Origin of the sequence: Citreicoccus inhibens, assembly GCF_019039035.1 — a bacterium.
GTDB lineage: Bacteria > Myxococcota > Myxococcia > Myxococcales > Myxococcaceae > Citreicoccus > Citreicoccus inhibens.
In genome coordinates, this window is record NZ_JAHNZT010000006.1 from 160,868 (window position 1) to 182,014 (window position 21,147).

The window sequence follows — 21,147 nt, forward strand, 5'->3', positions numbered from 1 at the left end:
CCCCATGCCTGTCTCCCACGTCTCTCGCGCCAGCGTCGCCGGGCTGCTGCTGGTGCTCTCACCCGTCGTGAGCGCCCACGCCCAGACGCCTTCGCCTCCTGTGCTGAAGGCCGAGACGTGCTCACTCGACGGGTTGATGGACTCCATCCGCCGCGGACTCGGCTCGAAGTCCGAGGCGTATCGCGGCTATCTGCGCGCGCTGTTGCGAGAGACCGCCGTCACGCTGCCAGAGGCCCAGCTCCGCGACGCGTTCGCGCGGGAGCGAGACCCCGCCATGGTCGAGCATCTGGCCGCGGCGCTGGTGGCGCGAACCGACCGAGGTCTGGAGTCGAGCGCGCTGGACGCGGTCCGTGAGCGCGCCCTGGGAGATGCCGACCCCGCGGTGCGCGCCGCGACCGTGCGCGCCATGCGGCGAAGCAGCGCGATTGAGCGCACCGGGGACATGTACGAGCGGCTGATGCGTGACGCCTCGCCCGACGTGCGGCGCGAGGCCGCGACGAACCTCATCGAGGACAACCAGTTCGTCTACTCGGGCCACCACGGTCCCGCGGCGGACGCGGCGGTGGCGGCGGCGGTGGGCTCGACGGACGCGAGCCTCACCGCGCGAATCCTCGGCACCGTGTCCACCGAGGCCATCAGCGCGGACTCGCAGGCGCGGCTCCAGCGGATGCTGCGCGGTGGAGACTCCAGCGTTCGCGCGGCCGCGGTCACCGCGCTGGGCGGCGTTCCCGCCTCCGGCATGAAGTCCTCTCGGGAGTCCTTGCTCGCCATGTACCGCGAGGAAGAGGACCCCGAGGTGCGCAAGGCCATCCTCCAGAGCATCGCCCGGCTGGGGTTCTCCGGCGCGGTGCCGGACCTCCAGCGCTTGCGGGAGGTGGACCCACGCCTGGCGCCCGAGGTGGACGCCTGGACGCGGGTGCTCGGCATGGGACTCCAGGAGTGGAGCCTGCTCCTGAGGGAGAAGCAGCGGTTGAGTCAGGCTCGGTGAAACGACCTGAAAGGAACAAGGAACCACGATGCGCAACACGACGAAGATGCTGGCGGCGCTGACGTCCCTGGCGCTCCTTCCCACGGCCTCGAGCGCGTACAGCGTCCGCTCGCCCTTCCCTGGCTCCGTCACGGCCACGACGTACTACTCCTCCGGCACGTTCCACGGCGCGGTGGATATTGGCGCGAGCAGCTGCAACTACTGGGGCGCCGAGACGGGCGTGGTGGCCACCCTGTCGTGGGACGTCTCCATCCGCACCACGGGCGTGGTCTGCAACGGCAACGGCAGCGGCAACCAGAACGAGGCCAAGCACGCCTGGTCGGATGGCTACACGTTCCGGCAGTGGCACTGGATCAAGACGAGCGACTCCTACGACCGCACGTGTGACCGCTGCCAGGTGGGCAACATCGGCGGGACGGGCAACGCGACGGGCCCGCACGCCCACCTTCAGTACGACCGCTACGGCACCAACGTCACGTCCTGGTACAGCGTGTCGAAGGGCCAGAGTGTCAACCGCAGCACGGACGTGGGCAGCATCCGCTAGTCCCGTGTCGTGACCTGGAGCGCCTTTCGGAGCGCCCACGAGGAGCCCCCTGGCCTACGTGCTACGGTCCCCTCGCTGTCGCTCCGGAGCCCCCGCTCCCAGCCCCGGCGGACGCCTTCGCCTCTGACGCGAAGGCGCCCGTCGCACTCCCCAGCCCCGCGATGAAGCCCCGATGAGCCCACAGACCTCTTCCCCCCGTTCAGCGGCCCACCGCCCGTCGCGCGCCGATGCGCGGCGCAACTTCGAGCGCCTGCTGGCCGCGGCCGAGTCCGCCTTCATCGAGCGCGGCACGGACGCCTCGCTGGAGGAGATCGCCCGCCGTGCCGAGGTGGGCATTGGAACGCTGTACCGGCACTTCCCCACGCGCGACGCACTGCTCGCGGCGCTGCTCCAGGACCGGCTCCGCGTGCTGGGGCAGCGAGCCACGGAGTTGCTCGACGCCCCCTCCCCCGCCGAGGCGCTGGCCACGTGGTTGCGAGCGCTCGTGCAGCACAGCGCGACGTACCGGGGGCTCGCGGGGCCCATGCTGCAACTGCTGAGCGCGGACGAGGACCTGACCAGCGCGTGTCATGACATGCGTGATGCGGGGCAGCGCGTGCTCGCCAGGGCCCAAGCGGCGGGAGTCATTCGCGCGGATGTCAGCGCGCCGGATGTGATGGCGCTCGCCAACTCGGTGGCCTGGGCCGCCGAGCAGTCCCCCGTGGATCCCGCCCGCGCGGAGCGATTGCTCGCCATCATGCTCGAAGGCCTGCGCGCCACGCCTCCCGCGACTTGACGCAACCCTCGAGCGCCGTGCCACGGTCCTCGGGCCGTGGGTCGCTATTCAACCGTGGACATGGGCCTGCCCGGGCAGCCCACACGCGCCCGGCTTCCTGACAGTCCCGCGCCCGGTCAGCGAGGCGCAGCGAACAGAGCTGCCACGCTGGTCCTCGCCCGCCACTGCTGGCGGCACCTCACGGGGGACCCATGCGCAATCCGTGTCGCTGTGCGGTCTGGCTCATCTTGTCCTGTCTCTCGATGGCGACGCTCGCTCGCGCGGAGGACCTCGCATCGCCCCCCGCAACCCCCAGCGCCGCCGCGGAGTGCCTCCCATCCGGCGAACCGCCGCCCAATGACGGGCGCTACAAGACGGAGCAGGAGCTGTGCTGGCTCGCGCCCCGCGGCATCCCGGCGGTGGGGTTGGCGCCTCCCGTCGGCCCGCTGTGGGAGGCCGCGGAGGAGCCCTACGCCCTGCTGCTGCGCAAGTTCATCCTCGACCGGGTCTACACGACCCAGCTCGGATGGCTGTCGGATACGCACTGGCGTCTGAGTGGCCCCGTGCAGGGCTGCCCCCAGGACAAGACGCTCAAGAACCTGGGGGTCCATCCCGCCGTGCGCATCTATTACTCCCCGGAGATGATCGCCTGGATGTGTGGAGGCCGGGTGGGTGTACCGCCGCCCGGGGCAATGATTGTCAAAGAGATGCACGCGTTGGATGAGAAGACCCTGTACATCCAACCCTCCACGCAGAACCTCTACGTGCGGCAGAGCACGGTCGCCGACAGCTTCACGGTGATGGTGAAGTCCTCGGGAGGCTCTCGGGACCAGTGGTACTGGGCGTACTTCGACTACAAGCAGGTGGGCAATCCCCCCATCCGGGATCGCTCCGGCGTGAGCCTCTCCAATTTCCCCGCGCATCCGACGCAGTTGGATCCAAGCTGGCTGCCCACCGGCAATCCCCAGGGCACCGTCGTGTTCCCCTATTACGGGTTCGGGCCTGACTGCATCAACTGCCACGCCTCCGCGGAGAAGGAGTCCACCTTCATCGCACTGGAGAGCCTCATCGGGCGCGAGCATGTCTATCATTACCAGGGGCGGGTCGCGGCCTTCGCGCCCAATGCCATCGCCTGGGACTTGCTGGGGCCACACCCCGCCGTCCCCGCGCGCGCGGTCCCGGCCTCCCTCCGGGCGGCGGCACCTCCCGCGGCCCGCCCCAGCGGTGACTTCCTCCGCGAGTTTCCCCAGCTCTCGGCGCTCTCCTTCGAGCAGGCGTGGGAGCTGCGCTTCCCGGCCGAGACCTACGACCACGTGCCCGCCCCACCCGGACCTGGAGCGCCGGCGATGTTCCTGACCTCCGACCAGTGCATCTCCTGTCACGACGCCACGGTGACCACGGGCAAGACGCCGAACATGATCCAGATGCGCGAGCACGGCGCGCCCCTCAACCTCTCGCCCTATGCCGAGTGGCGGGCAAGTCCCATGGGCCTGGCGGGAAGAGACCCCATCTTCTTCGCCCAACTCGAAAGCGAGCTGAACCTCGCGGTCGCCCAGGCGGGGCTGAAGGGCAAGGGCAAGTGCATCGAGAACCTCTGCCTGCATTGCCACGGAGCCATGGGGAAGCGACAGCTCGCGCTCGACACGCAGCTCATTCCCCCGGACCCGGCCTGCAAGGGATTGCTGCCAGACGACCAACTGCGTGGCGGCAAGCTCTTCTCCCGGAAGATGGCGGCGGCGTGGCGGGATGAGCAGCCCGCCCTGGCGAAGTACGGCGGGCTCGCGCGGGATGGCATCTCCTGCGCGGTCTGCCATCACATCTCCAACGAGGGCTTCGGGAACGAAGCGACCTACACGGGCAACTTCAAGCTCACCTCCACCACCGAGTTGGTGGGGCCGTACGCGGACGTGAAGGTGAAGCCCATGGAGCACGCGCTGGGAATCACCCCACGCGGGGCGCCGTACACCCAAGACGGGGACCTCTGTTCGAGCTGCCACGCCATCCGGCTGCCCGTGTTCTCCAATGACGGCACCTTGCACGGCGTGCACTACGAGCAGGCCACGTATCTGGAATGGCTGAACAGCGACTCCCATGACACGGCCTGCCAGGACTGCCACATGTCCCAGAAGCATGACGGCAAGCCGTTGACGTTCAAGATCGCCAACATCGAGGACGACACCTTCCCCATCACCGAGGGGCGGCTGCCGGACTCGGAGCTGGCGCTCGCGCCGCGCAGCACCTACTCACGGCACACGCTGTTCGGGCTCAACCTCTTCCTCACCGCGTTCTTCGAGCAGTTCCCCTTGCAGTTGGGGATCCGGCAAGTCGACTACATGAACAGCGGCCCGGTGCCGGCGCTCGTCACCGCGCGAGAGGCCGTGCTCTCGGAGATGCGGCCGTTGACCGCGAGCCTCGCCATCCCCTCCATCCAACCCATTCCGCAGGGAGTGGCCGTGACGGTCACCGTCACGAACAAGGCGGGCCACAACTTCCCCAGCGGGGTGGGCTTCCGGCGCGCGTTCATCGAGTTCCTCGTGCTGGACGAGAGCGGCCGTCCGCTCTGGGCCTCGGGGCGGACGTCGGCGGTGGGCGAGCTGCTGGATGGCCTGAGCAACACCGTCTTGCCGAGTGAGTTCTTCCTGCCGGGCCCGCAGGGGCAGCAGCTCTTCCAGCCGCACCACCAGGTCATCCAGCAGGGCAACCAGGTGCAGATCTACGAAGAGTTGATCCGCGACTCGGAGGGGCGCTTCACGACCAGCTTCCTGCACCAGTATCAGGTGGAGAAAGACAATCGCCTGCGGCCCCGAGGCTGGAGCCCCACGGGCCCCTTCGCGAGCGAGACGAAGTCCACGGGGACCGGCACGGACCCGGACTACGTCCCGAACCCGAAGCTGAGCGGCACGGACTCGGTGCGCTACGAAGTGACGTTGCCGCCCAACGTGCTGTCGCAAGTGCGGAGCATCCAGGCCACGCTGTACTACCAGGCCACTCCGCCGTACTACCTGGCGCAGCGCTTCGACAGCGGCCGCAAGGGGCCCTCACGGCTGGACATCCAGCGGCTGTATTACCTCGCCAGCAACCTGGACGTGGACGCGCCCGCCGAGGACGGCAAGCCCTATCTCCAAGGATGGAAGCTGCCCATCACCCAGGCCCGCGTGGACGTGAAGCCCGCACTCCCGTGAGCTGGCGTCAAACCCTCGCGCGACGGCTTCACTGAAGACAGATGCCGGCCGGTGACTACCGGCTGGCCATCAGGCGCGTCCACAGCGTGAGCAGGTTGCGGACCACGGGGCCCTCGGGAATCTCTGCCACGGGGGGCACGTCCACCTGCACGCCTTGCTCCGCCAGCCGCGTGAACGGGTTCGCCGGGTCCTGCGTCTTCAACGGCACCGAGGGGTCCGCCGGACGGAAGCCAAACGCCAGCGCCCGCTCCTGCACCGGGCGGCTGTGCAGGTAGCGCAGCCACTCGGCCGCCGCGACCTTCTGCTTCGGCGTCACCCAGCTGGCCTGCAGCACCGCCGCCGGATGGTCGCTCCAGAGCGTCAGCGAGGGGTAATACACCTTGAGGTTCCCCCACCGGCCCTGCGCGTTGGCGATCTGCGAAATCGCCAGGTTCTCGTACACCACCGCCACGTCGTACTTGGAGGGCCCGAAGCGGACCATGTCCGTCATGAACGTGCCCGTGGAGGGCTCGAAGCGCGTCACGCCCTTCTCCAACTGCTTCACCCAGTCCTGGAACTTGGGGTCCAGGAGGTCCCCCACCGTCAGGCCCGTGCGCTTGCCGTAGAACTCCATCGTCGCCAGCAACAACGCCTGCAATCCCGAGTTGGAGCGCGTGGGGTCCGTGTGGCCCAGCTTCACGAAGCCCCAGTCCGCCTTGCCGCCGATCGCCGGCCAGCCCTGGTCGCTCGCCACCGCCTTGTGCAGCGTCTTCCACGACACGCCCTGCCCCGCGTTCGCCTTCTGGAGCACCTGCGCCCGGTCCTCCCACACCACGAACACGAGCGGCGTAATCACCAGCGGCTGCGGCGCCGCGTCCCCATCCGTGGCGAACAGCGCACCTCGCGTGGGGTCCGTGGCCCAGTCCGAGGAGAGCATCCGCAACACCGCGCTGTCCGCCGGGCTCCACACCGTGGGCTTCTCGCGCCCATCCAGGATGGCCTGCGCCGCGTCCAGCGAGCCCCGCCCCACCAGCGTCACCTTGATGTCCGGGTGCTCCTGCTGGAAGCCCGCCGCCGCGGCCTCCACCCAGTCCTTCTTCTCCGTGCTGTAGAGGAAGGAGATCTCCGTCACGTCCCGAGACGGCGTCGCCGCGCTCGCGGTGCTGGCGCCCGGCACCTCGTCCCCCCGCTTGGAGGTCAGGTAGAAGACGCCGCCCACCGCGGCGAGGAATCCGATGATGATGAGGACCTTGGGCTTCATGACGCGACTCCCACCGCTTGGAACGACTGGAGGGACTCCTCGAAGGCACCGAGCTCGCCGTTCATCCGGCCCAGTTCCTCGTTGAGGTCCCCGTACATGCTTTCGGTTGCCTGCGCATCCAGCGCGCGCAGGCGCATCACTTGGGCGGGCAGGCCCTGCATCGTCGCGGCGATGCGCGTCAGGTTGGCCAGCACCCGGTCATGCGCCGCGCCAATGTCCCGCAGCGCCTGGAGCTGCGCCTCGTGCGCCGCCCGGGCGCTCTCGTACTGAGCCCGCGCCTCGGCGTCCTTCGCCTGCGTCGCCTGCTGCGAGGTGACGCGAATGGCCTCTCGCACCGCCTGGGCGTCCGTCGCGCGCAGGAAGGCGGACAACTCGTCACCGCGCGCGGCCAACCGCCACGCCCGCTCCTCCAACTCCCGCAACGACGTCAGCGCCAGCCCCAGTTGGGCCCGCACGCCCGCGGGCGCATCCTCCAGCGCATTCTCCAACGAGCGCCGCGCGCCGAGCATGCCGAGCATGGCCTCGCGCACCCGGGGGTCCGCGAAGGCCCGTGCGTCCAGCGGACCGCCGGGCCGCGCGCCCTGGGGGCGGGACAACACCCCGCGCCAGAAGTCCGGCGAGGCCACGTCCCACGCCACCATCGCCGCATAGGCTGCGCCGCCCAGCGCGAGCACCGGCCACGAGTGCAGCGCCGCCGCGCCCAGGGCTCCGGCCCCCGCCACCCCGAGGTTCAAGGGAGCCGCCGCCGCGCGCCCCAGCACGCGGGGCAGGTGTTGCAGCAAGGTGCTCACGCCGCGCTCGGCCATCGAGGTGCCTCCCAGTCGGCGGTGGAAGCGTAGGCGGTGGAAGAAGAACGGGGCATGGTCAGAAGAACGAAGCGACGTCCCGGTATACCTGGACGATGTCCTCCACGTTGCCGCGAGAGAACGAGCCCTTGCCCGACTCGGCGATCTGCTCCAGGACCTGCCCCTCCGCGTCGTTGCCGTAGGCGATGGTGAAGACGCGCACCGTGGACTCGCGCTCGCTGTCTCCCGTGAGCCCCGCCTTGAGCTGCGCGAGCGACAGCACGCTGCTCTCATCCCGTCCGTCCGTCATCACCACCACCGCGTGGATGCGGCCGGGCGCCACCTTCGCCCGAGCCTGGGAGGCCCGGTACGCGGCCAGCGTGGCCTCGTACAGCGCGGTGCCACCATCCGCGAGCGCCGTGTCGATGCGGCTGCCCAGCTCCGCGCGCCCCGCGGCGTCCAGCACGCGCGGCCCCACCACCGGATAGACGTTGTTGTCGAAGAAGAGCAGGGCCACCTCGTCCCGGTCGGAGAGCGTGTCGAGGAAGCGGCGAGCGCCGACCTTCGCCTCGGCCAGCGGGCGGCCCTTCATGCTGCCGGACTTGTCGAACACGAAGACGATGTCGGTGGCCTTCTTCGTCTGGCGCCACGTGGCGAGCAGCGACTCCAGCACATTCGCCTCGGGGACCTCCAGGAGCGTCTGCGGCTGGCGCGGGTCCGCGCCGTGCGCGGCGTCCACCGGCGTGGTGATGGCGATGGAGGGATCCGCCGGCCGGAAGCCGAGCGCGAGCGCCCGCTCCTGCGCGGGCCGGGCCTTGAGGAAGGCGAGGAACGCCGCGGCCGCCGCCCGCTCCTCCGGGCCCACCCACTCCGCGTCCAGCACCGCATAGGGGTGGTCCGACCAGAAGGTGCCCTCCACCGGGTAGAGCGACACGAGCGGGAACGGGGCGTCGGAGGCCTTGCCCTGGGACTCGATGACCAGGTTCTCGTACAGCACCGCGGCGGACATGTAGCCCGGGCCGCGCTGGAGCATCTTGTCCGCGAAGAAGCCGGTGGACTTGCCGTAGTGCACCACCGTGGACTCGATGCGCTGGAGCATCGCCCGCGTCGCCTCCGAGCCCACGTCCTGAGCCGTCAGCCCGCGCGTCTTGCCGGCGCCCGCATAGGCCTCGGCGAGCACGGCCAGGAGCCCCGAGTTGGAGAACTCGGGGTGGGTGTGGCCCAGCTTGAAGCTCCCCCACTCGGGGTGCCCGTAGTCGGCCCAGCCACGCGGGCTGGCCGCCACCTTGAGGAGGTCCGCCCACCCCAGCTGCTTCGCGGGCCAGCCCAGCGCCTCCGCCATGGGCTTCCACATGGCGATGACGATGGGCGACAGGAGCACCGGCTCGCCCTGCCCCACCAGCGGCTGCGTGCGGCCGGACGTGGCCATCCAGGCGCTGTTGAGCAGCGGCAGGTACGCGGTCGAGGCCGGGCTGAAGACGTGGGCCTTGAGTCGCCCGGACGCAATCTCCTGCACCGCCTCGCCCGACCCCAGGGCCTTGCCCACCACGCGGATGGGCCGGCCGCTCGGCGTCACGGCGCCGCTGGCCTCGAAGGCCCGGGCCTGCTCCTCCAGCCACGTCTTCTTCTCGCTGCCGTAGGCCACGGTCAGCACCAGCGCGCGGTCTGGCACCGCCTCGGCGCGCGCGGTGGCCTCGTCCCGGGGCCCCTCGCCCGTCCCGCACTTGCAGGCGCTCAGCAGCACCAGCGCCAGCATTCCGATGTGGACCTTCCGCATCGACGTCTCTCCCCCTTCGGTGAGTCGATGCCCACTGTGAAAGGCCCCGCCGTGGCCCCACAAGTCAGCCCCCCGTCTCCGCTGCCGTTCTCACCCCCTCGTCACACGGGCGTCACCTGTTCGTGGCAGTCGTGCCCGCCTGCTCATACGGGGCGTGGGTGAATTTCGACTGCACGCAGGCTCCTCGTCGTTGGTTTGCCTTCCAACCGGCTGGCACAGTGGCCGGATGAAGGTGATTTGGCGGCGGATGGCCCTCCTGGGCCTGGGCGCGGCGCTGGGCGCCTGCGCGACGACCCCCGCGCCCCCCGTCCAGCGGTACTCCCTGGGCATGGCGCGCGTGGACTACCGAGACTACGCGGCGGCGAAGTCCAACCTCTGCAAGGCCGAGCCGCGGTGGCTGTCGGACGAGCTGTCAGCGGTGAACGGGATGCTGGCGCGCTTCCTCCAGGAGACGGCGGACGCGACGCATCCGGATGCGGTGGAGCATCCCCAGCACCTGGCGCTCTTGCAGGAGGCCGCGCGCAGCCTGCCCCCGGTGCTCACGGTCCACCAGCGCAACCTCACGAAGTTGCAGGAGTGCCGCTTCCGGCGCGCGGGGGCCTTCCCGGACATCGCCCAACGCGGCGCGGCGCTGGTGAAGGAGGCGCAGGAGAGGCTGGCCCAGGCGCCTCAAGCGGCGGCCGCGGCGGCGCTGAGCGAGGCCCGTCAGAAGTGGCGCGACGAGGCCGAGGAGCGCGAGGCCACGGCCCGGCGCACCTGGTGCTCGAAGAAGCCGCAGATGGGCGAGCCGGACCTGTACTTCGCGCGTCAGGCGGCCAACGAGCGCATCGAGTGGCTCTTCTGCGACGGGCACCGCGTGGAGCAGGGCGAGGACGGCGCGCTACAACTGGTGAGCCCCGACGGACTCAGCCGCCAGGAGCGCAAGCGCCTCCAGGCCCAGCGCTACCTGGAGGCCGCGCGCGAGTACCCGTCCGAGGAGATCGACCGGCCGCCGCGCACCGTGCCCGCCGAGGCGCCCGCGACCGATACGAGCGCCCCGGAGACTCCCGCCCCCAAGGAACCCGCCCCGCCGTTCGAGTCGCCCTGACTCAAGGCGTGTAGGTGACGATGACGTGGTTGCCCGTCACCATCAGCCGCCGGGGCGTCGCCGAGGTGCCCTGGATGGAGAGGTCGAACACGAGCGGGAGGCGCAGCGCGCGCTGGTTCATCTCGTCCGTGAGCTGCCGCTCGTAGCCCGCGCCCTCCTTGGAGTTGAAGCGGGCCTGCACCGCCTGGGCGCGCGCCTGGACGGAGGACCCCTCCAGCGTGAGCTGCACCTCCAGGTCGGCCACCGCGCCCGCCGCCACGGCGCGCTCGAAGTCGCGCACCTGCCCCTTGGCGAAGGACGGCACCTTCCCGGTGTAGCGCACGTTGTCGCCGCGCAGGTGGGCGCGACAGGCGAGCCGGTTGCGAGACAGCGGGCGGAAGTCGGTGAGGCGCTCGACGACGATGTCGCCGGCGAGCTTGCTGTGGAAGTCCCGGCCCGGCATCCGGTACGGCACCATCCGCGAGGCCGCCTGCTCCAGCGTGGCGGGCGCGTAGTACAGCGAGAAGGTGTTGCCCGCTTTCGCTGGGGACTGAAGCTCCTCGGAGTACTCGGCCGAGGCGCGCACGGCTTCGTCCGCCGCCTGGGTGGCCTGGGTGAGCCGGGCGTTCTCCTGCTCCAGCGCCATCATCCGCGCGCGGGGATCCGACGCGCAGCCCATGAGCCCCGTCCACGCGACCAGTCCCATCGCGGACCAACGACTCGCGGCCCTCATGGCGAGGCCACCTGGCACGTGCCCTGGGACACCTTCCACGTGCCCACCGTGCGCGCGGGCGTGAAGGAGGTCGTCACGCGATAGCTCTGGCGCTGGAGCGCGAGCTTCGCGTGCACCGCGCCCGAGCGAGGCAGTCCGCGCGCGGGCGAGGCCGAGGGCGTCGCGCCGGCACAGCCCAGCGAGCCGAGCTGCGCGGCATCCTCCGCGCGAGTCACCGCCGCGAAGGACTGCTCGACCTCCGCCTCCTTGCGGCGCAGCTCCTCACGCAGCTGTTGGTTGCGCTCCTCGAGCGCGTCCGCGCGCTTCTCCATGCTCGCGTCGGACGCCATGTTCGGGTTGCGCCCAGCACTCCGGGATGCGCAGCCCACCGTCGCCAGCAGCACGCACAGCGCCGCCAGCCCCCCACGTGACGAGATGTTCATGCCTGCCCAGGCTAGCACCGGGCCCGGGCTTCACGCCTCCAGGCGCGTCCTGCGCTTGGCGACGTGCGCGTCACCCTGGGTATCCAGCGCCCCCAGCCACGCGGCGAACGAGCCGCCCGCGTCCGTCAGGTGCGCTTCCACGTGCGGGCGCAGCTCGGTCCAGCGCTTGCCCCAGCGGTCCTCGGAGTGGCCCCGCAGCTCCGGCCGCTCCACCAGCAGCGCGCCCACGCGCAGCGCCAGCTCGGGCTCGGAGAGGGCGTCTGCCTGCTTCACCACCACGCTGGCGCCGGGCACCGGCGTGGCCGCGCGGCGCCAGACGTCGAGCGTCCGCACGAAGGCCGCCACATCCACCGCCGACAGCAGCGCCAGCGCATGGCGCACCGGCAGGCGCGCCCGGCCCGTGGCCACCACGCGCTCCATCAGCGAGGCGAACGGGCCCGACAGCTCGGCGTGCGCGGCAGGGTCCACGCCGCCCAGGGCGCGCAGCGTCCTGCGCGCGCGCAGGGCCTCGCGCGTCACCCGCCAGCTTCGCCGGCCGAGGCTCTTGTCCAGCCCGATGAGCGCGGCAGCCGCGGCGGCCACCTGCTCCGGACGCGCGGTGAGCGCGGGCACGCGGCGAGGCAACGCGGGCCGAGCCGGCGGCCCCGCGGGCACGGGCGGCGCGGCGGGCGCACCGTCCCCGGAGACCTCGCGGTAACCCTCGCGCAGCTTCTCCGCGACCTTCTTCTCGTACTCACGCCGGGCGCTGGCCTCGTCGGCGAAGGCCTTCTCCTTGCGCTGGCCCGCCGTGCCGATGCGACCGAACGTGACCGTGAAGACGTTGCCCGTCTGCTCCGGCTCCCAGAACTTGGAGCTGCTGCCCTCGACGAACTCGAACCTGCGCATGCCGCGCTTCCTCCCGCGAACCTCGTGAACTCCAGGCTATCTCACGACGGGCCCTTCTGGCTCAGGCGGCCTTCGGGGGCTGCTCGCGGAACTCCGCCGTCAGCCCTCTCAAGCCCGCCTCGCGCGTCATCCGCCCCTCGTAGCCCAGCTCCAGCCGGGCCTTGGCGTCGCTCACCGTCACCTCGCGCCCCACCAGCAGGTACTCCGTGCGGCTGAGCGGCGGCGGGCTCGACAGGCCCAGGAAGCTCCACGTCACGTCGCCCAGCAGCGCCACCGTGGCCGCCAGGGCACTGGGGAACGAGCCCGTCCCCGGCTCCACGCCGCGCGTCTTCAGGAGCGCGGTGATGAACTCGCGGAACTCCACCGGCTCGCCATCCGTGAGGAAGTAGGACTGCCCCCCGCGCCCCTTCTCCGCCGCGAGCAGCAACCCCTCCACGCAGTTCTCCACGTGGCAGGTGGAGGTGAGGTAGCGCCCCCCGTCGATCCACTTGAAGCGTCCCGAGCGCACCGCCTCCACGAAGCCCGGCAGCACCGTGGTGTCCCCAGGTCCCCAGATGAAGCGGGGGCGCGCTACCACCGTGGTCAACTCCGCGGAGTTGACGCTGAGCACCAGCCGCTCCGCCTCCGCCTTGGTGGAGGCGTAGTTCCCGATGGGCCGCTCCGGGATGGGGCGCGTCTCATCCACGCGAACGAGCGGCTCGCCATCCAGCAGCACGGCCTCCGTGCCCACGTGCACCAGCCGCTTCACGCCCGCCAGGCGCGCGGCCTCCAGCACCCGCTCGGTCCCGCGCACGTTGGCCTCGAAGAAGTCCGCGCGCGGTCCCCACGTCTTCACGTAGGCCGCCGCGTGGAAGACCGTGTCACAGCCCTCCATGCCCTGGCGCAGGCGGTCCACGTCGGACAGGTCGCCCTCGACGGGCTCCGCGCCCGCCGCGCGCACGGCCTCCACCGCCGCCGGAGAGCGCGCCAGCGCACGCGCAGGCGTCCCTTTGCGCTGAAGCTCCGCGATGAGGTGCCTGCCCACGAAGCCTGAACCGCCGGTGATGAACGCGCGCACGTCCCTGTCCTTCCTGCCGTGAAGCCCCCAGCGATGGAACGACTCCGAGCGGCGCGCCGGTCTCCGCCGCTCGGTCTCTTGCGTGAGTCAGAACATGTCGCAGAGCGACGGCGCAACGCTCGCGAAGAGCGCCGAGGCCGTCCGCACCGAGCCGTCATCCGCCTGCACCAACCCCACCTGACGCAGGGCCTCGGCCGATTGGAAGCCGGTGTACAGCGACGCGAGGTCGCGCACGTGCAACCGCATGCGCCCGTCCCCGCCCGCTCGCACCCGCGCTCCTCCCCCGGAGACCTCCAGCACGAAGCGCCCCTGGTTCTCCGGGAACAGGTCGTCGTCCACCTCCAGGTGCAGCGCGCCCGAGACCTCCTCGGGCCAGCCGCGCGCCTCCATCGCCCCGCGGACATCCACCAGCCGCGCCATCCAGTGCATGTGCAGCTTCACCTGGTAGGCCTGCTCGCGCAGCAGCATCAACAGCGGATCATTCGAGGCGCCAAACCACGCCACCTCATGCGCGAGCGAGCGATGGTCGCCCAGGAAGCGCAACAGCCGCCGAGCCGCGGCGGGCGTGCTCGCCACCAGGTCCGTCAGGAATATCTCCTGCCGGAGCTGCGGCGGAGGCGGCGCGCGACGCACCAGGTAGACATAGCCCTCCACGCCCGAGGTGCCCTCCACCACGTAGCCATAGGCCACCTCGCCGCGAGGCTGCCGCACCCGGCTCCACGCATTCACCCCGCGGTCCAGCCAGCCCTGGCGGTGCTGGGCCACGCGGCGGTAACACTCGGTGATAGCGGCCTCGTCCGAGGGCCGCACGGGGCGCACGCTCAGGCTCCGCTCGCCCAGCTCCAACTCGCCCGCGCGCACGCGAACCTCGAAGCGTGAACCGGCCAGCTCGTAGCCCACGCGCCGGTACAGCGGCTGCGTGGCGGGGTACAGGACGGACAGCGGCACCCCTTCCGCGCGCACCTCGCGCAGCAGCGCCTGCATCATCCGCGTGGCCACACCCGAGCCGCGGTGCGCGGGCGACACGCCCACCGAGCCCACGCCCACTATGGGAACCGAGCGTCCCCCCAACCACTGCCCCATGCGCAGATACGACAGCGTGGACGCCACGCGGCCGTCCTCGCGGAGCACGCGATAGCCCGCGGCACCGACCCGCTGCACCAGCGTCAGCGAGTCCGCCGGAGACATCGCGAACGCCTGCGCCACGATGTCCGCCACCGCGGCCTGCTCCTGCGCATCTCGAGGTGGACTGAAATCCGCCTGCGTCTGCTCCACGACCCGCCTCCTCACGTCAGTCCCGCGCCGCCACCTGCCTAGCACGGCGCCCCCGGTGGGTCAGCCCACGCCGCCGCTCCCTCCTGGCCGTTCGCCATCGGGCAAACCACCCACCCCACCGCTTGCTCGCGCGCGCGCTCGCGTGCGAACTTGAGTTCTAGATATTTCCAGAATTTCCACTTTCCAGGCGACATCTTCTCGGAGGCGACATGCACCCCCGTTCGGTCCATCCCTGGCTCGTCGTGGCACTCGCTCTCGGAGGGCTCGTGGCAACGGGCTGCAACTCCGATCCCAAGCCCCAGCCCGGCAACGCGGCCCCTCGCCTGTCCGGGCCCACCGCGCCCTCCGATGAGTTCGCCTCGGGCGACCGCGTGGCGCTGTCGCTGACGGCGACGGACCAGGAAGGCGACACGCTCACGTACGCGTGGACGCAAGAGCCCGCCGTGCCCGCGGGCACGTTCAGCAGCACGACCGAGGCGAGCCCGACCTGGTCCGCGCCCTCCGTGACGCAGGACACCTCCTTCGTCCTCACGGTGTCGGTGTCGGACGGCAAGGACGGGGTGAGCAAAGGCTCCGTGAAGGTGCTGGTCCACGCGGCCCCCATCCTCAACCGTGCGCCGCACATCACGAATGGCCCTCGCGTCAGCACCCCCTCTGTCGCGGGACCCGCGCCGGTCGTGCTCGGCGTGACCGCCACGGACGAGGACGGAGATGCGTTGAGCTATGCCTGGACGCAAGCGCCCACGACGCCCGCCGGGACCTTCACCGACGCGCACGTCCCTGCTCCGGCCTGGAGTGCGCCCGCCGTCACCGCGGCCCAGCGGTTCACCCTGATGGTGGTGGTGTCCGACGCACGGGGCGGCAGCACGCAAGGCGTGGTGGACGTAGAGGTGACCCCGCCCGTGGCCGGCAACACGGCGCCCACGCTGAGTCAGGTGCCGGTGTCCAGCGCGGCCACCGTGGACGAGGGCAAGGCCGTGACGCTGTCCGCCGCCGCCACGGATGGGGACGGCGATGCGCTCACCTACCTCTGGACGCAGGTGTCACCCGCCAGTCCCACCGGCACCTTCGCGAACGTGCTGGGTGACCACGTGACGTGGACCGCGCCGCTGGTGCGCAGCTCCACGACATACACGTTGCGCGTCACCGTCACGGATGGCCGAGGCGGGGTGACGCAAGGCGATGTCACCGTCGGCGTGCGGGACTTGAACCGGCCGCCCACGGTCGCGCCGACCATCACCGCGCCGGACTCGCTCGTGGCGGGCGACACCGCGACGCTCGACATCGCGGCCGAGGATCCAGATGGAGACACGCTCACCTATGCGTGGACGCAGACCGCCCCCGCGACCCAAGGGCACTTCATCGCGGGCACGAGCGGCGCGAAGGCGAAGTGGTTCTCTCCCGACCTGAGCGCCGAGACCTCGTTCACCTTCAGCGTGTCCGTCACCGATGGGCAGAGCGCGCCCGTGGTACGCACCGTCATCGTGCCCGTGCACGTGCCGACGTACGCGGACGTGCAGCGCGTCTGGACGCAGAACTGCATGGGGTGCCACGACACGCAGAGCACCAACGGGCTGGTGCTCGCCGTGGGCAGCAGCCACGCCAACCTCGTGGGCATCACCGCACGCAACCCGAGCTGCAACACGCTGGCGCGGGTGAGCGCGGGGGACCCCGACAGCTCGGTGCTCATCCGGAAGATGTCGGGCACGAGCTGCGGTGACCGCATGGCCAAGAACAATCCCGGGCTCTTCGACGCCCAACCCGGCGACCTCGTCCGGGTGCGCTCGTGGATCCTCGCGGGCGCCAAGGGGCCGTGATCCGCCCATCGTCGACCGCTTGAACTGGCTTCATCGCCACGGCGTGTCGAGTACAGGACGTTTGAGCGCGGCCGCGCCGCGAGGACACAAGAAACCTCGTGACTGTGATGGGGATGGCGGCTGCGCTCGATGGGAGACATGACACCGCCCATCCTCCGTTGCTCGCTCGTGGCCGTGCTCTCGGCCTTGGTGTTGCTCTCCTCCGCGCCCGCCTCCGCCGCCAAGATTCCCCTGGGCGACGACGCGAGCCTCAACGTCGGCGTCCTGATTCAACCGCAGATGCAGCTCACGAAGGATGGCGCCCCCGTGGGAGACGTGGGGACCGACTTCTTCCTGCGCCGCGTGCGGCTCATCGTGGGGGGCTCCATCACGAAGAAGCTGTCGTTCTTCGTCGAGACGGAGCAACCCAACTTCGGAAAGAACGGCGACTGGAACCCGGCGTTCTTCATCCAGGACGCCTATGTGTCGTACGAGTTCGCCGAGAAGGTCTGGGTGGACACGGGCTTCTTCCTCGTGCCGCTCGCGCACCATACGGTCCAGGGCGCCGCGTCGCTGAACACGCTTGACCTCCACGCGGACCTCATCCGCTACCCACCCAGCGCGGGCAAGGCCTTGCGCGACGCAGGTGTCCAGGTACGCGGCCTCGCCGGACCGCTGTCCTTCCGCGCCGCGGTCTTCCAAGGCGTCGAGGGCGCGGTGCTGGACTCCGGGCAGACCGTCAATCCGGATGACCTGCCTCGCGTCACGGGCATGGCGCGCTGGAACTTCCTCGGCCGTGAGGAGGACATGTTCCTCAAGGGCATCTACTTCGCGAAGTCGCCGCTCGTGTCCGTGGGCGTGGGTACGGATTATCAGTTCGCATCCGTCGCGACAGCCTCGGGCGTGCACGACGCGCTGGCGCTCGCGGCGGATGTCTTCGTGGACCTTCCCTGGAACGAGCAGGACGAGCTCATCTTCCAGACCGACGTGCTGTCCTGGCAGCAAGGCATCGACAATCCGCGCAGCGGCACGGGCTTCTTCGCGGAGCTGGGCTGGCGCCACGGAATCTTCGAGCCCCTCTTCTCCGCCGAATACTTCGCCTCGCGCGTCGACGCGAGGGACCTGCTCGCCCTGCGCCCTGGCTTCAACTTCTGGTTCAACCAACACACCTTCAACCTGAAGACCGAGGTGGCCGTGTCCTGGCAGGGTGACATCTCCCAGGCGCGCACGGGCATCGCGGGCACCGCGCAGCTCCAGCTCTATTACTGACGCGCCCGGTGAGACGTCCTCCACGGCTCGAATGCGGGAACCCAGCCGTGGAGTGGACCGAGGCGCGGTGCGAGCCGCCCTCGGTTCGCGTCAGCACGCCTCGACAGCGGACCGGGTCCAGTACGGCGTCTGATGGCCTGTCGTCACCGCGAGGGCCCCGCAGTTACAGAGCGTGCGCATGAACGCTCCGGTCCTTGAGTCTGGTTTGTGCGGCATCATGAGGATACGGAGAGCCGAGGCCCCGCAGGCAATGCGAGGCAGGCCAGACCCACGAGCCGCGCACCGCAATCCCTATCACCTCACTGCGAGACATGACCGCATGAGGTCTGGCTGGAACCAGGGCGGGTGTGACTCTTCACCGGGCGCCGAGCCATGACACCGAGGCGTGATATCGCTTCAGCTCTCGATGCGAGGAGGAGCGGTCACGATGCGCAAGGGATGCTGGCTGGTGTGCGTGCTGTGCGCGATGGGCTGCGGCAAGAACGAGTCCGCGACAGTGTCACTCGTTCCCGTCGATGACTCAGGCATCTCGGGGACCCTGACCGTGGAGGAGACCGAGGGAAAGGCTGGACTGGGCGAGGTCCGCTTCGCGTTCACCTTGGACAACCCCGCGGACGTGAAGACGATTGGCTACGTCCACGAAGGCCGCTGCACCAACCTGGGCATGCACGAGCACACCGAGGGCTTCGAGCCCGACAGCTACCTGCGTCAGGCCTACGCACCGCGCGAGGGACACTCCTTCCACCTGGAGCATCTGGACGCCTATCAAGACAATCACGCCTTCGCGGTCCACGCGTATGGAGACAGCTCCACCGACGCGAGCGGTCGCGTGCTGGCGTGCGGCGACATCTGACGGGCCTTCACGAATCGTCGGACGACACCGAGGCTTCGAGAACGCTGCGCAGACGGCGCACGCCCTCGCGGATGCGCTCCGAGGGGAGCGTGCCGAAGCCCAATACCCAGCCTGGGCGCGCGGGCCTGGCCAAGAAGTAGCGTGAGAGGTTCACGAGCCCGACCCCCGCCTCACGCGCTCGCGTCGTGACGTCGCGCTCCAATCGCAAGCCGCCCTGGCGCAGCAGCACGCTCAAGTGCAGCCCGGCCGTCGAGGGCAAGGGTTGGAGCCATTCCCCGCCTTCGCGGTCCAACTCCTCCAGGATGCGCTCGTGGCGGTCTTCGTACTCACGGCGCATCTTCCGGATGTGTCGCGCCAGGAGTCCCGTATCGATGAACCGCGCCAAAGCCGCCTGCGAGGCCAGCTGGGTATGCCAGTCCGTCACGCGCTTCGCCGCGCGCAGGGCCCCTTGCACGGACGGCGGAGCGACCAGGAATCCCAACCGCAGCTCCGGCAACATCACCTTGGAGAACGAGCCGACGTAGAAGACCCGCCCGGAGCGATCCAACCCGTGCAACGTCTCCAGCGGTCGTCCTCCGAAGCGGAACTCACTGTCGTAGTCGTCTTCGATGATGACCGCGTCGCGCCGCTTCGCCCACTCCAGCAGCGCGAGCCGCCGCGCGGGAGACAAGGCCATCCCGAGCGGGAACTGGTGCGAGGGCGTCACATAGACGAGGCGCGCCGAGTCCGGGAGCGCGCTCACCACGAGCCCCTCGGCGTCCACCGGGACGGGGATGATGCGCGCCCCCATGCTCTGGAAGAGGAAGCGCGCCGGTGAATAGCCGGGCTCCTCCAGCGCGATGCAGTCACCCGGCTCGATGAAGACGCGGCCAATGAGGTCCAACGCCTGCTGCGCACCATGCGTGATGAGGATGTCGTCCGGGCTGGCTCGGACCCCTCTCGCGAGGCCCACGTGGCGCGACACCGCCTCGCGCAGTCCCCGCAGGCCGGCGGTCTCGGCATAGCCCTCGGACCGAGTCGTGGCGCGAAACTGGCGTGCCATGAGCCGACGCCAGGACTCGAACGGGAACGTGCGCGTGTCCGGTACGCCCACGCGGAACTCATAGGGCACGGCGGCCTCGCGGGCGCGCTCGGGCGGCAGCGTGCTCCAGATGTCCCGTGCGCGCAGGTGCACACCCGGCGCCATCCTCGTGCTTCCACCTGGGGCGGTAGCGGCTCCCTGCACGAAGCTCCCCGCGCGGGTGCGCCCCGCCACGAGCCCTTCGGCGGTCAGCCATTCGTACGCCACGCTCACGGTGTTGCGAGACACCGACAGGCTCCGAGCCAGATCGCGCGTGGGTGGGAGCCGCTCACCCGGCTTCAGCCGGCCATCGAGTATGGCTGCCCGCAACGCTCGGTAGATCTGCCCCGCGAGGTCTCGCCGGTCTTCGAGGTTGACGTGAAGGTCCATGGCCCCTGCCCATAGATTGGCCCAGTGAGATTCGTCAATCCTGGCTCTCCCATCGGGCCAGCATCGGGCGCACAGTGCCGTCACTTCCAACGGAGACACTCATGACCGCGCTCGCCTCCCTCCCCGTCCACGCTGACCGTATCCCCTGGATTCCGATGGGCCCTCCGGGCCTCTCGTTCAAGCCGCTGCGCTTCTACAAGGACAACCGCGGCTGGACGTACTTGTTCCGCGTCGAGCCGGGCACCGTCATCCCGCGCCATCGCCACACGGGTGAGGTGCATGCCATCAACCTCGTGGGCAAGCGCCAGTTGCTCGACACGGGTGAGGAGGTTGGCCCGGGCACCTACGTCTACGAGCCTGTCGGCAACGTCGATAGCTGGATGGCCGTGGGCGACGAGCCCGTGGTCATCTTCATCACCATCTTCGGAGCCATCGAGTACATGGGCCCGGATGGAGCGGTCACCAAGCGGGTGACGTCGGATGACCGGCTGGAGACCTACCGCCGCTGGTGCGAAGCGAACGGCGCCGAGTTCCTCGCCACCCTGGAGTAAGCCCGCCATGACGACCACCGCGATCTCCTCTTCCGTGTCTGTTTCTGTCTCGGCGTCCTCCACCCGCGAGGACGGCCTGGAGCGCTGGGCCATCGGCTACGCGCGCATCGCCCTGGGCGTGGCCTTCCTCTCCGCCGTGGCGAGCCGGTTCGGCCTCTGGAGTGGAGAGCCCTGGAGCCCTCGCTTCGAGCGCTTCATCGCGTACACCGCACAGGTGAACGCCTTCGCACCAGCGGCGTGCATCCCATTCCTCGCCTGGGTCGCGACCCTCGCGGAGACGACGCTGGGCACGCTGCTCGTGCTCGGGCTGTGGCGCAGGCATGTGGCCTTCGCCAGCGCCGCGGTGCTGGCGGTGTTCGGCACGGCGATGGCGGTGTCGCTCGGGCCCAAGGAGCCGCTCGACTACTCGGTGTACTCCGCGTCCGCGGGCGCCCTTCTCCTGGCGCTGGCCTCGCGTCGAAAGTGAGTCACACACGCCATTCGTCCGGTAGTGCACGAATGGCATTGGGGTCCCCGAGGA

General features: G+C 70.2%; 19 protein-coding genes. 10 read left to right on the plus strand and 9 right to left on the minus strand.

Annotated elements, in window-relative coordinates; translation table 11 throughout:
• Positions 1-4: 4 nt before the first annotated feature.
• The 4 genes from KRR26_RS10615 (at position 5) to KRR26_RS10630 (ending at position 5,468) form a co-directional block, all read left to right on the plus strand.
• Complete coding sequence (locus KRR26_RS10615) at positions 5-988, plus strand: HEAT repeat domain-containing protein (protein ID WP_217079753.1); 984 nt, start codon at positions 5-7, stop codon at positions 986-988.
• Positions 989-1,016: 28 nt separating this feature from the next.
• On the plus strand, positions 1,017-1,532 hold the full coding sequence (locus tag KRR26_RS10620) for a hypothetical protein (RefSeq protein ID WP_120202916.1): 516 nt from the start codon (positions 1,017-1,019) through the stop codon (positions 1,530-1,532).
• Positions 1,533-1,704: 172 nt separating this feature from the next.
• The gene (locus tag KRR26_RS10625; RefSeq protein WP_120202919.1) at positions 1,705-2,307 is read left to right on the plus strand and encodes a TetR/AcrR family transcriptional regulator; all 603 of its coding nucleotides are present in this window, start codon (positions 1,705-1,707) and stop codon (positions 2,305-2,307) included.
• A gap of 191 nt (positions 2,308-2,498) precedes the next feature.
• Positions 2,499-5,468, plus strand: coding sequence for a hypothetical protein (locus KRR26_RS10630; RefSeq protein WP_217079754.1), 2,970 nt, complete (start codon positions 2,499-2,501; stop codon positions 5,466-5,468).
• A gap of 55 nt (positions 5,469-5,523) precedes the next feature.
• On the opposite strand, the gene KRR26_RS10635 is transcribed toward KRR26_RS10630, so the two are convergent.
• The 3 genes from KRR26_RS10635 to KRR26_RS10645 are packed head-to-tail and all read right to left on the minus strand — an operon-like array spanning position 5,524 to position 9,270.
• Positions 5,524-6,708, minus strand: a complete 1,185-nt coding sequence (locus KRR26_RS10635; RefSeq protein ID WP_217079755.1) for a substrate-binding domain-containing protein — start codon at positions 6,706-6,708, stop codon at positions 5,524-5,526.
• Positions 6,705-7,514, minus strand: a complete 810-nt coding sequence (locus KRR26_RS10640; RefSeq protein WP_217079756.1) for a hypothetical protein — start codon at positions 7,512-7,514, stop codon at positions 6,705-6,707. The genes KRR26_RS10635 and KRR26_RS10640 overlap by 4 nt, the downstream gene beginning before the upstream one ends.
• A gap of 58 nt (positions 7,515-7,572) precedes the next feature.
• Positions 7,573-9,270, minus strand: coding sequence for a substrate-binding domain-containing protein (locus tag KRR26_RS10645; RefSeq protein ID WP_217079757.1), 1,698 nt, complete (start codon positions 9,268-9,270; stop codon positions 7,573-7,575).
• A gap of 226 nt (positions 9,271-9,496) precedes the next feature.
• On the opposite strand from KRR26_RS10645, the gene KRR26_RS10650 reads away from it, so the two are divergent.
• Positions 9,497-10,357: a hypothetical protein gene (locus tag KRR26_RS10650; protein WP_217079758.1), complete on the plus strand. Its 861-nt coding sequence runs from the start codon at positions 9,497-9,499 to the stop codon at positions 10,355-10,357.
• 1 nt (position 10,358) lies between these two features.
• Here KRR26_RS10650 and KRR26_RS10655 read toward each other — a convergent pair whose 3' ends face one another.
• From KRR26_RS10655 to KRR26_RS10675, 5 genes are all read right to left on the minus strand, one after another.
• Positions 10,359-11,069 carry a hypothetical protein gene (locus tag KRR26_RS10655; RefSeq protein WP_147422881.1) on the minus strand — a complete coding sequence of 237 codons (711 nt, stop codon included), beginning with the start codon at positions 11,067-11,069 and terminating at the stop codon, positions 10,359-10,361.
• Complete coding sequence (locus KRR26_RS10660) at positions 11,066-11,491, minus strand: hypothetical protein (protein WP_217079759.1); 426 nt, start codon at positions 11,489-11,491, stop codon at positions 11,066-11,068. The genes KRR26_RS10655 and KRR26_RS10660 overlap by 4 nt, the downstream gene beginning before the upstream one ends.
• 30 nt (positions 11,492-11,521) lie before the next feature.
• Positions 11,522-12,376, minus strand: coding sequence for a WGR domain-containing protein (locus tag KRR26_RS10665; RefSeq protein ID WP_217079760.1), 855 nt, complete (start codon positions 12,374-12,376; stop codon positions 11,522-11,524).
• A gap of 61 nt (positions 12,377-12,437) precedes the next feature.
• On the minus strand, positions 12,438-13,433 hold the full coding sequence (locus KRR26_RS10670) for an NAD-dependent epimerase/dehydratase family protein (protein WP_120202936.1): 996 nt from the start codon (positions 13,431-13,433) through the stop codon (positions 12,438-12,440).
• 87 nt (positions 13,434-13,520) lie between these two features.
• Positions 13,521-14,708 carry a GNAT family N-acetyltransferase gene (locus KRR26_RS10675; RefSeq protein WP_217079761.1) on the minus strand — a complete coding sequence of 396 codons (1,188 nt, stop codon included), beginning with the start codon at positions 14,706-14,708 and terminating at the stop codon, positions 13,521-13,523.
• Between the two features lie 209 nt (positions 14,709-14,917).
• Here KRR26_RS10675 and KRR26_RS10680 point away from each other — a divergent pair, with 209 nt between their 5' ends.
• From KRR26_RS10680 to KRR26_RS10690, 3 genes are all read left to right on the plus strand, one after another.
• On the plus strand, positions 14,918-16,525 hold the full coding sequence (locus KRR26_RS10680) for a PKD domain-containing protein (RefSeq protein ID WP_217079762.1): 1,608 nt from the start codon (positions 14,918-14,920) through the stop codon (positions 16,523-16,525).
• Positions 16,526-16,663: 138 nt separating this feature from the next.
• On the plus strand, positions 16,664-17,773 hold the full coding sequence (locus tag KRR26_RS10685; RefSeq protein WP_217079763.1) for a porin: 1,110 nt from the start codon (positions 16,664-16,666) through the stop codon (positions 17,771-17,773).
• Positions 17,774-18,200: 427 nt separating this feature from the next.
• On the plus strand, positions 18,201-18,626 hold the full coding sequence (locus KRR26_RS10690) for a hypothetical protein (protein ID WP_217079764.1): 426 nt from the start codon (positions 18,201-18,203) through the stop codon (positions 18,624-18,626).
• A gap of 7 nt (positions 18,627-18,633) precedes the next feature.
• Here KRR26_RS10690 and pdxR read toward each other — a convergent pair whose 3' ends face one another.
• Positions 18,634-20,076: a MocR-like pyridoxine biosynthesis transcription factor PdxR gene (pdxR, locus tag KRR26_RS10695; protein ID WP_217079765.1), complete on the minus strand. Its 1,443-nt coding sequence runs from the start codon at positions 20,074-20,076 to the stop codon at positions 18,634-18,636.
• Between the two features lie 101 nt (positions 20,077-20,177).
• Here pdxR and KRR26_RS10700 point away from each other — a divergent pair, with 101 nt between their 5' ends.
• Together KRR26_RS10700 and KRR26_RS10705 are read left to right on the plus strand one after the other, a co-directional pair.
• Positions 20,178-20,627 carry a cupin domain-containing protein gene (locus tag KRR26_RS10700; RefSeq protein ID WP_120202949.1) on the plus strand — a complete coding sequence of 150 codons (450 nt, stop codon included), beginning with the start codon at positions 20,178-20,180 and terminating at the stop codon, positions 20,625-20,627.
• A 7-nt stretch (positions 20,628-20,634) separates the two neighbouring features.
• Entirely contained in the window at positions 20,635-21,093 is a 459-nt protein-coding gene (locus KRR26_RS10705) for a DoxX family membrane protein (RefSeq protein ID WP_217079766.1), read from the plus strand.
• Positions 21,094-21,147 lie beyond the last annotated feature (54 nt).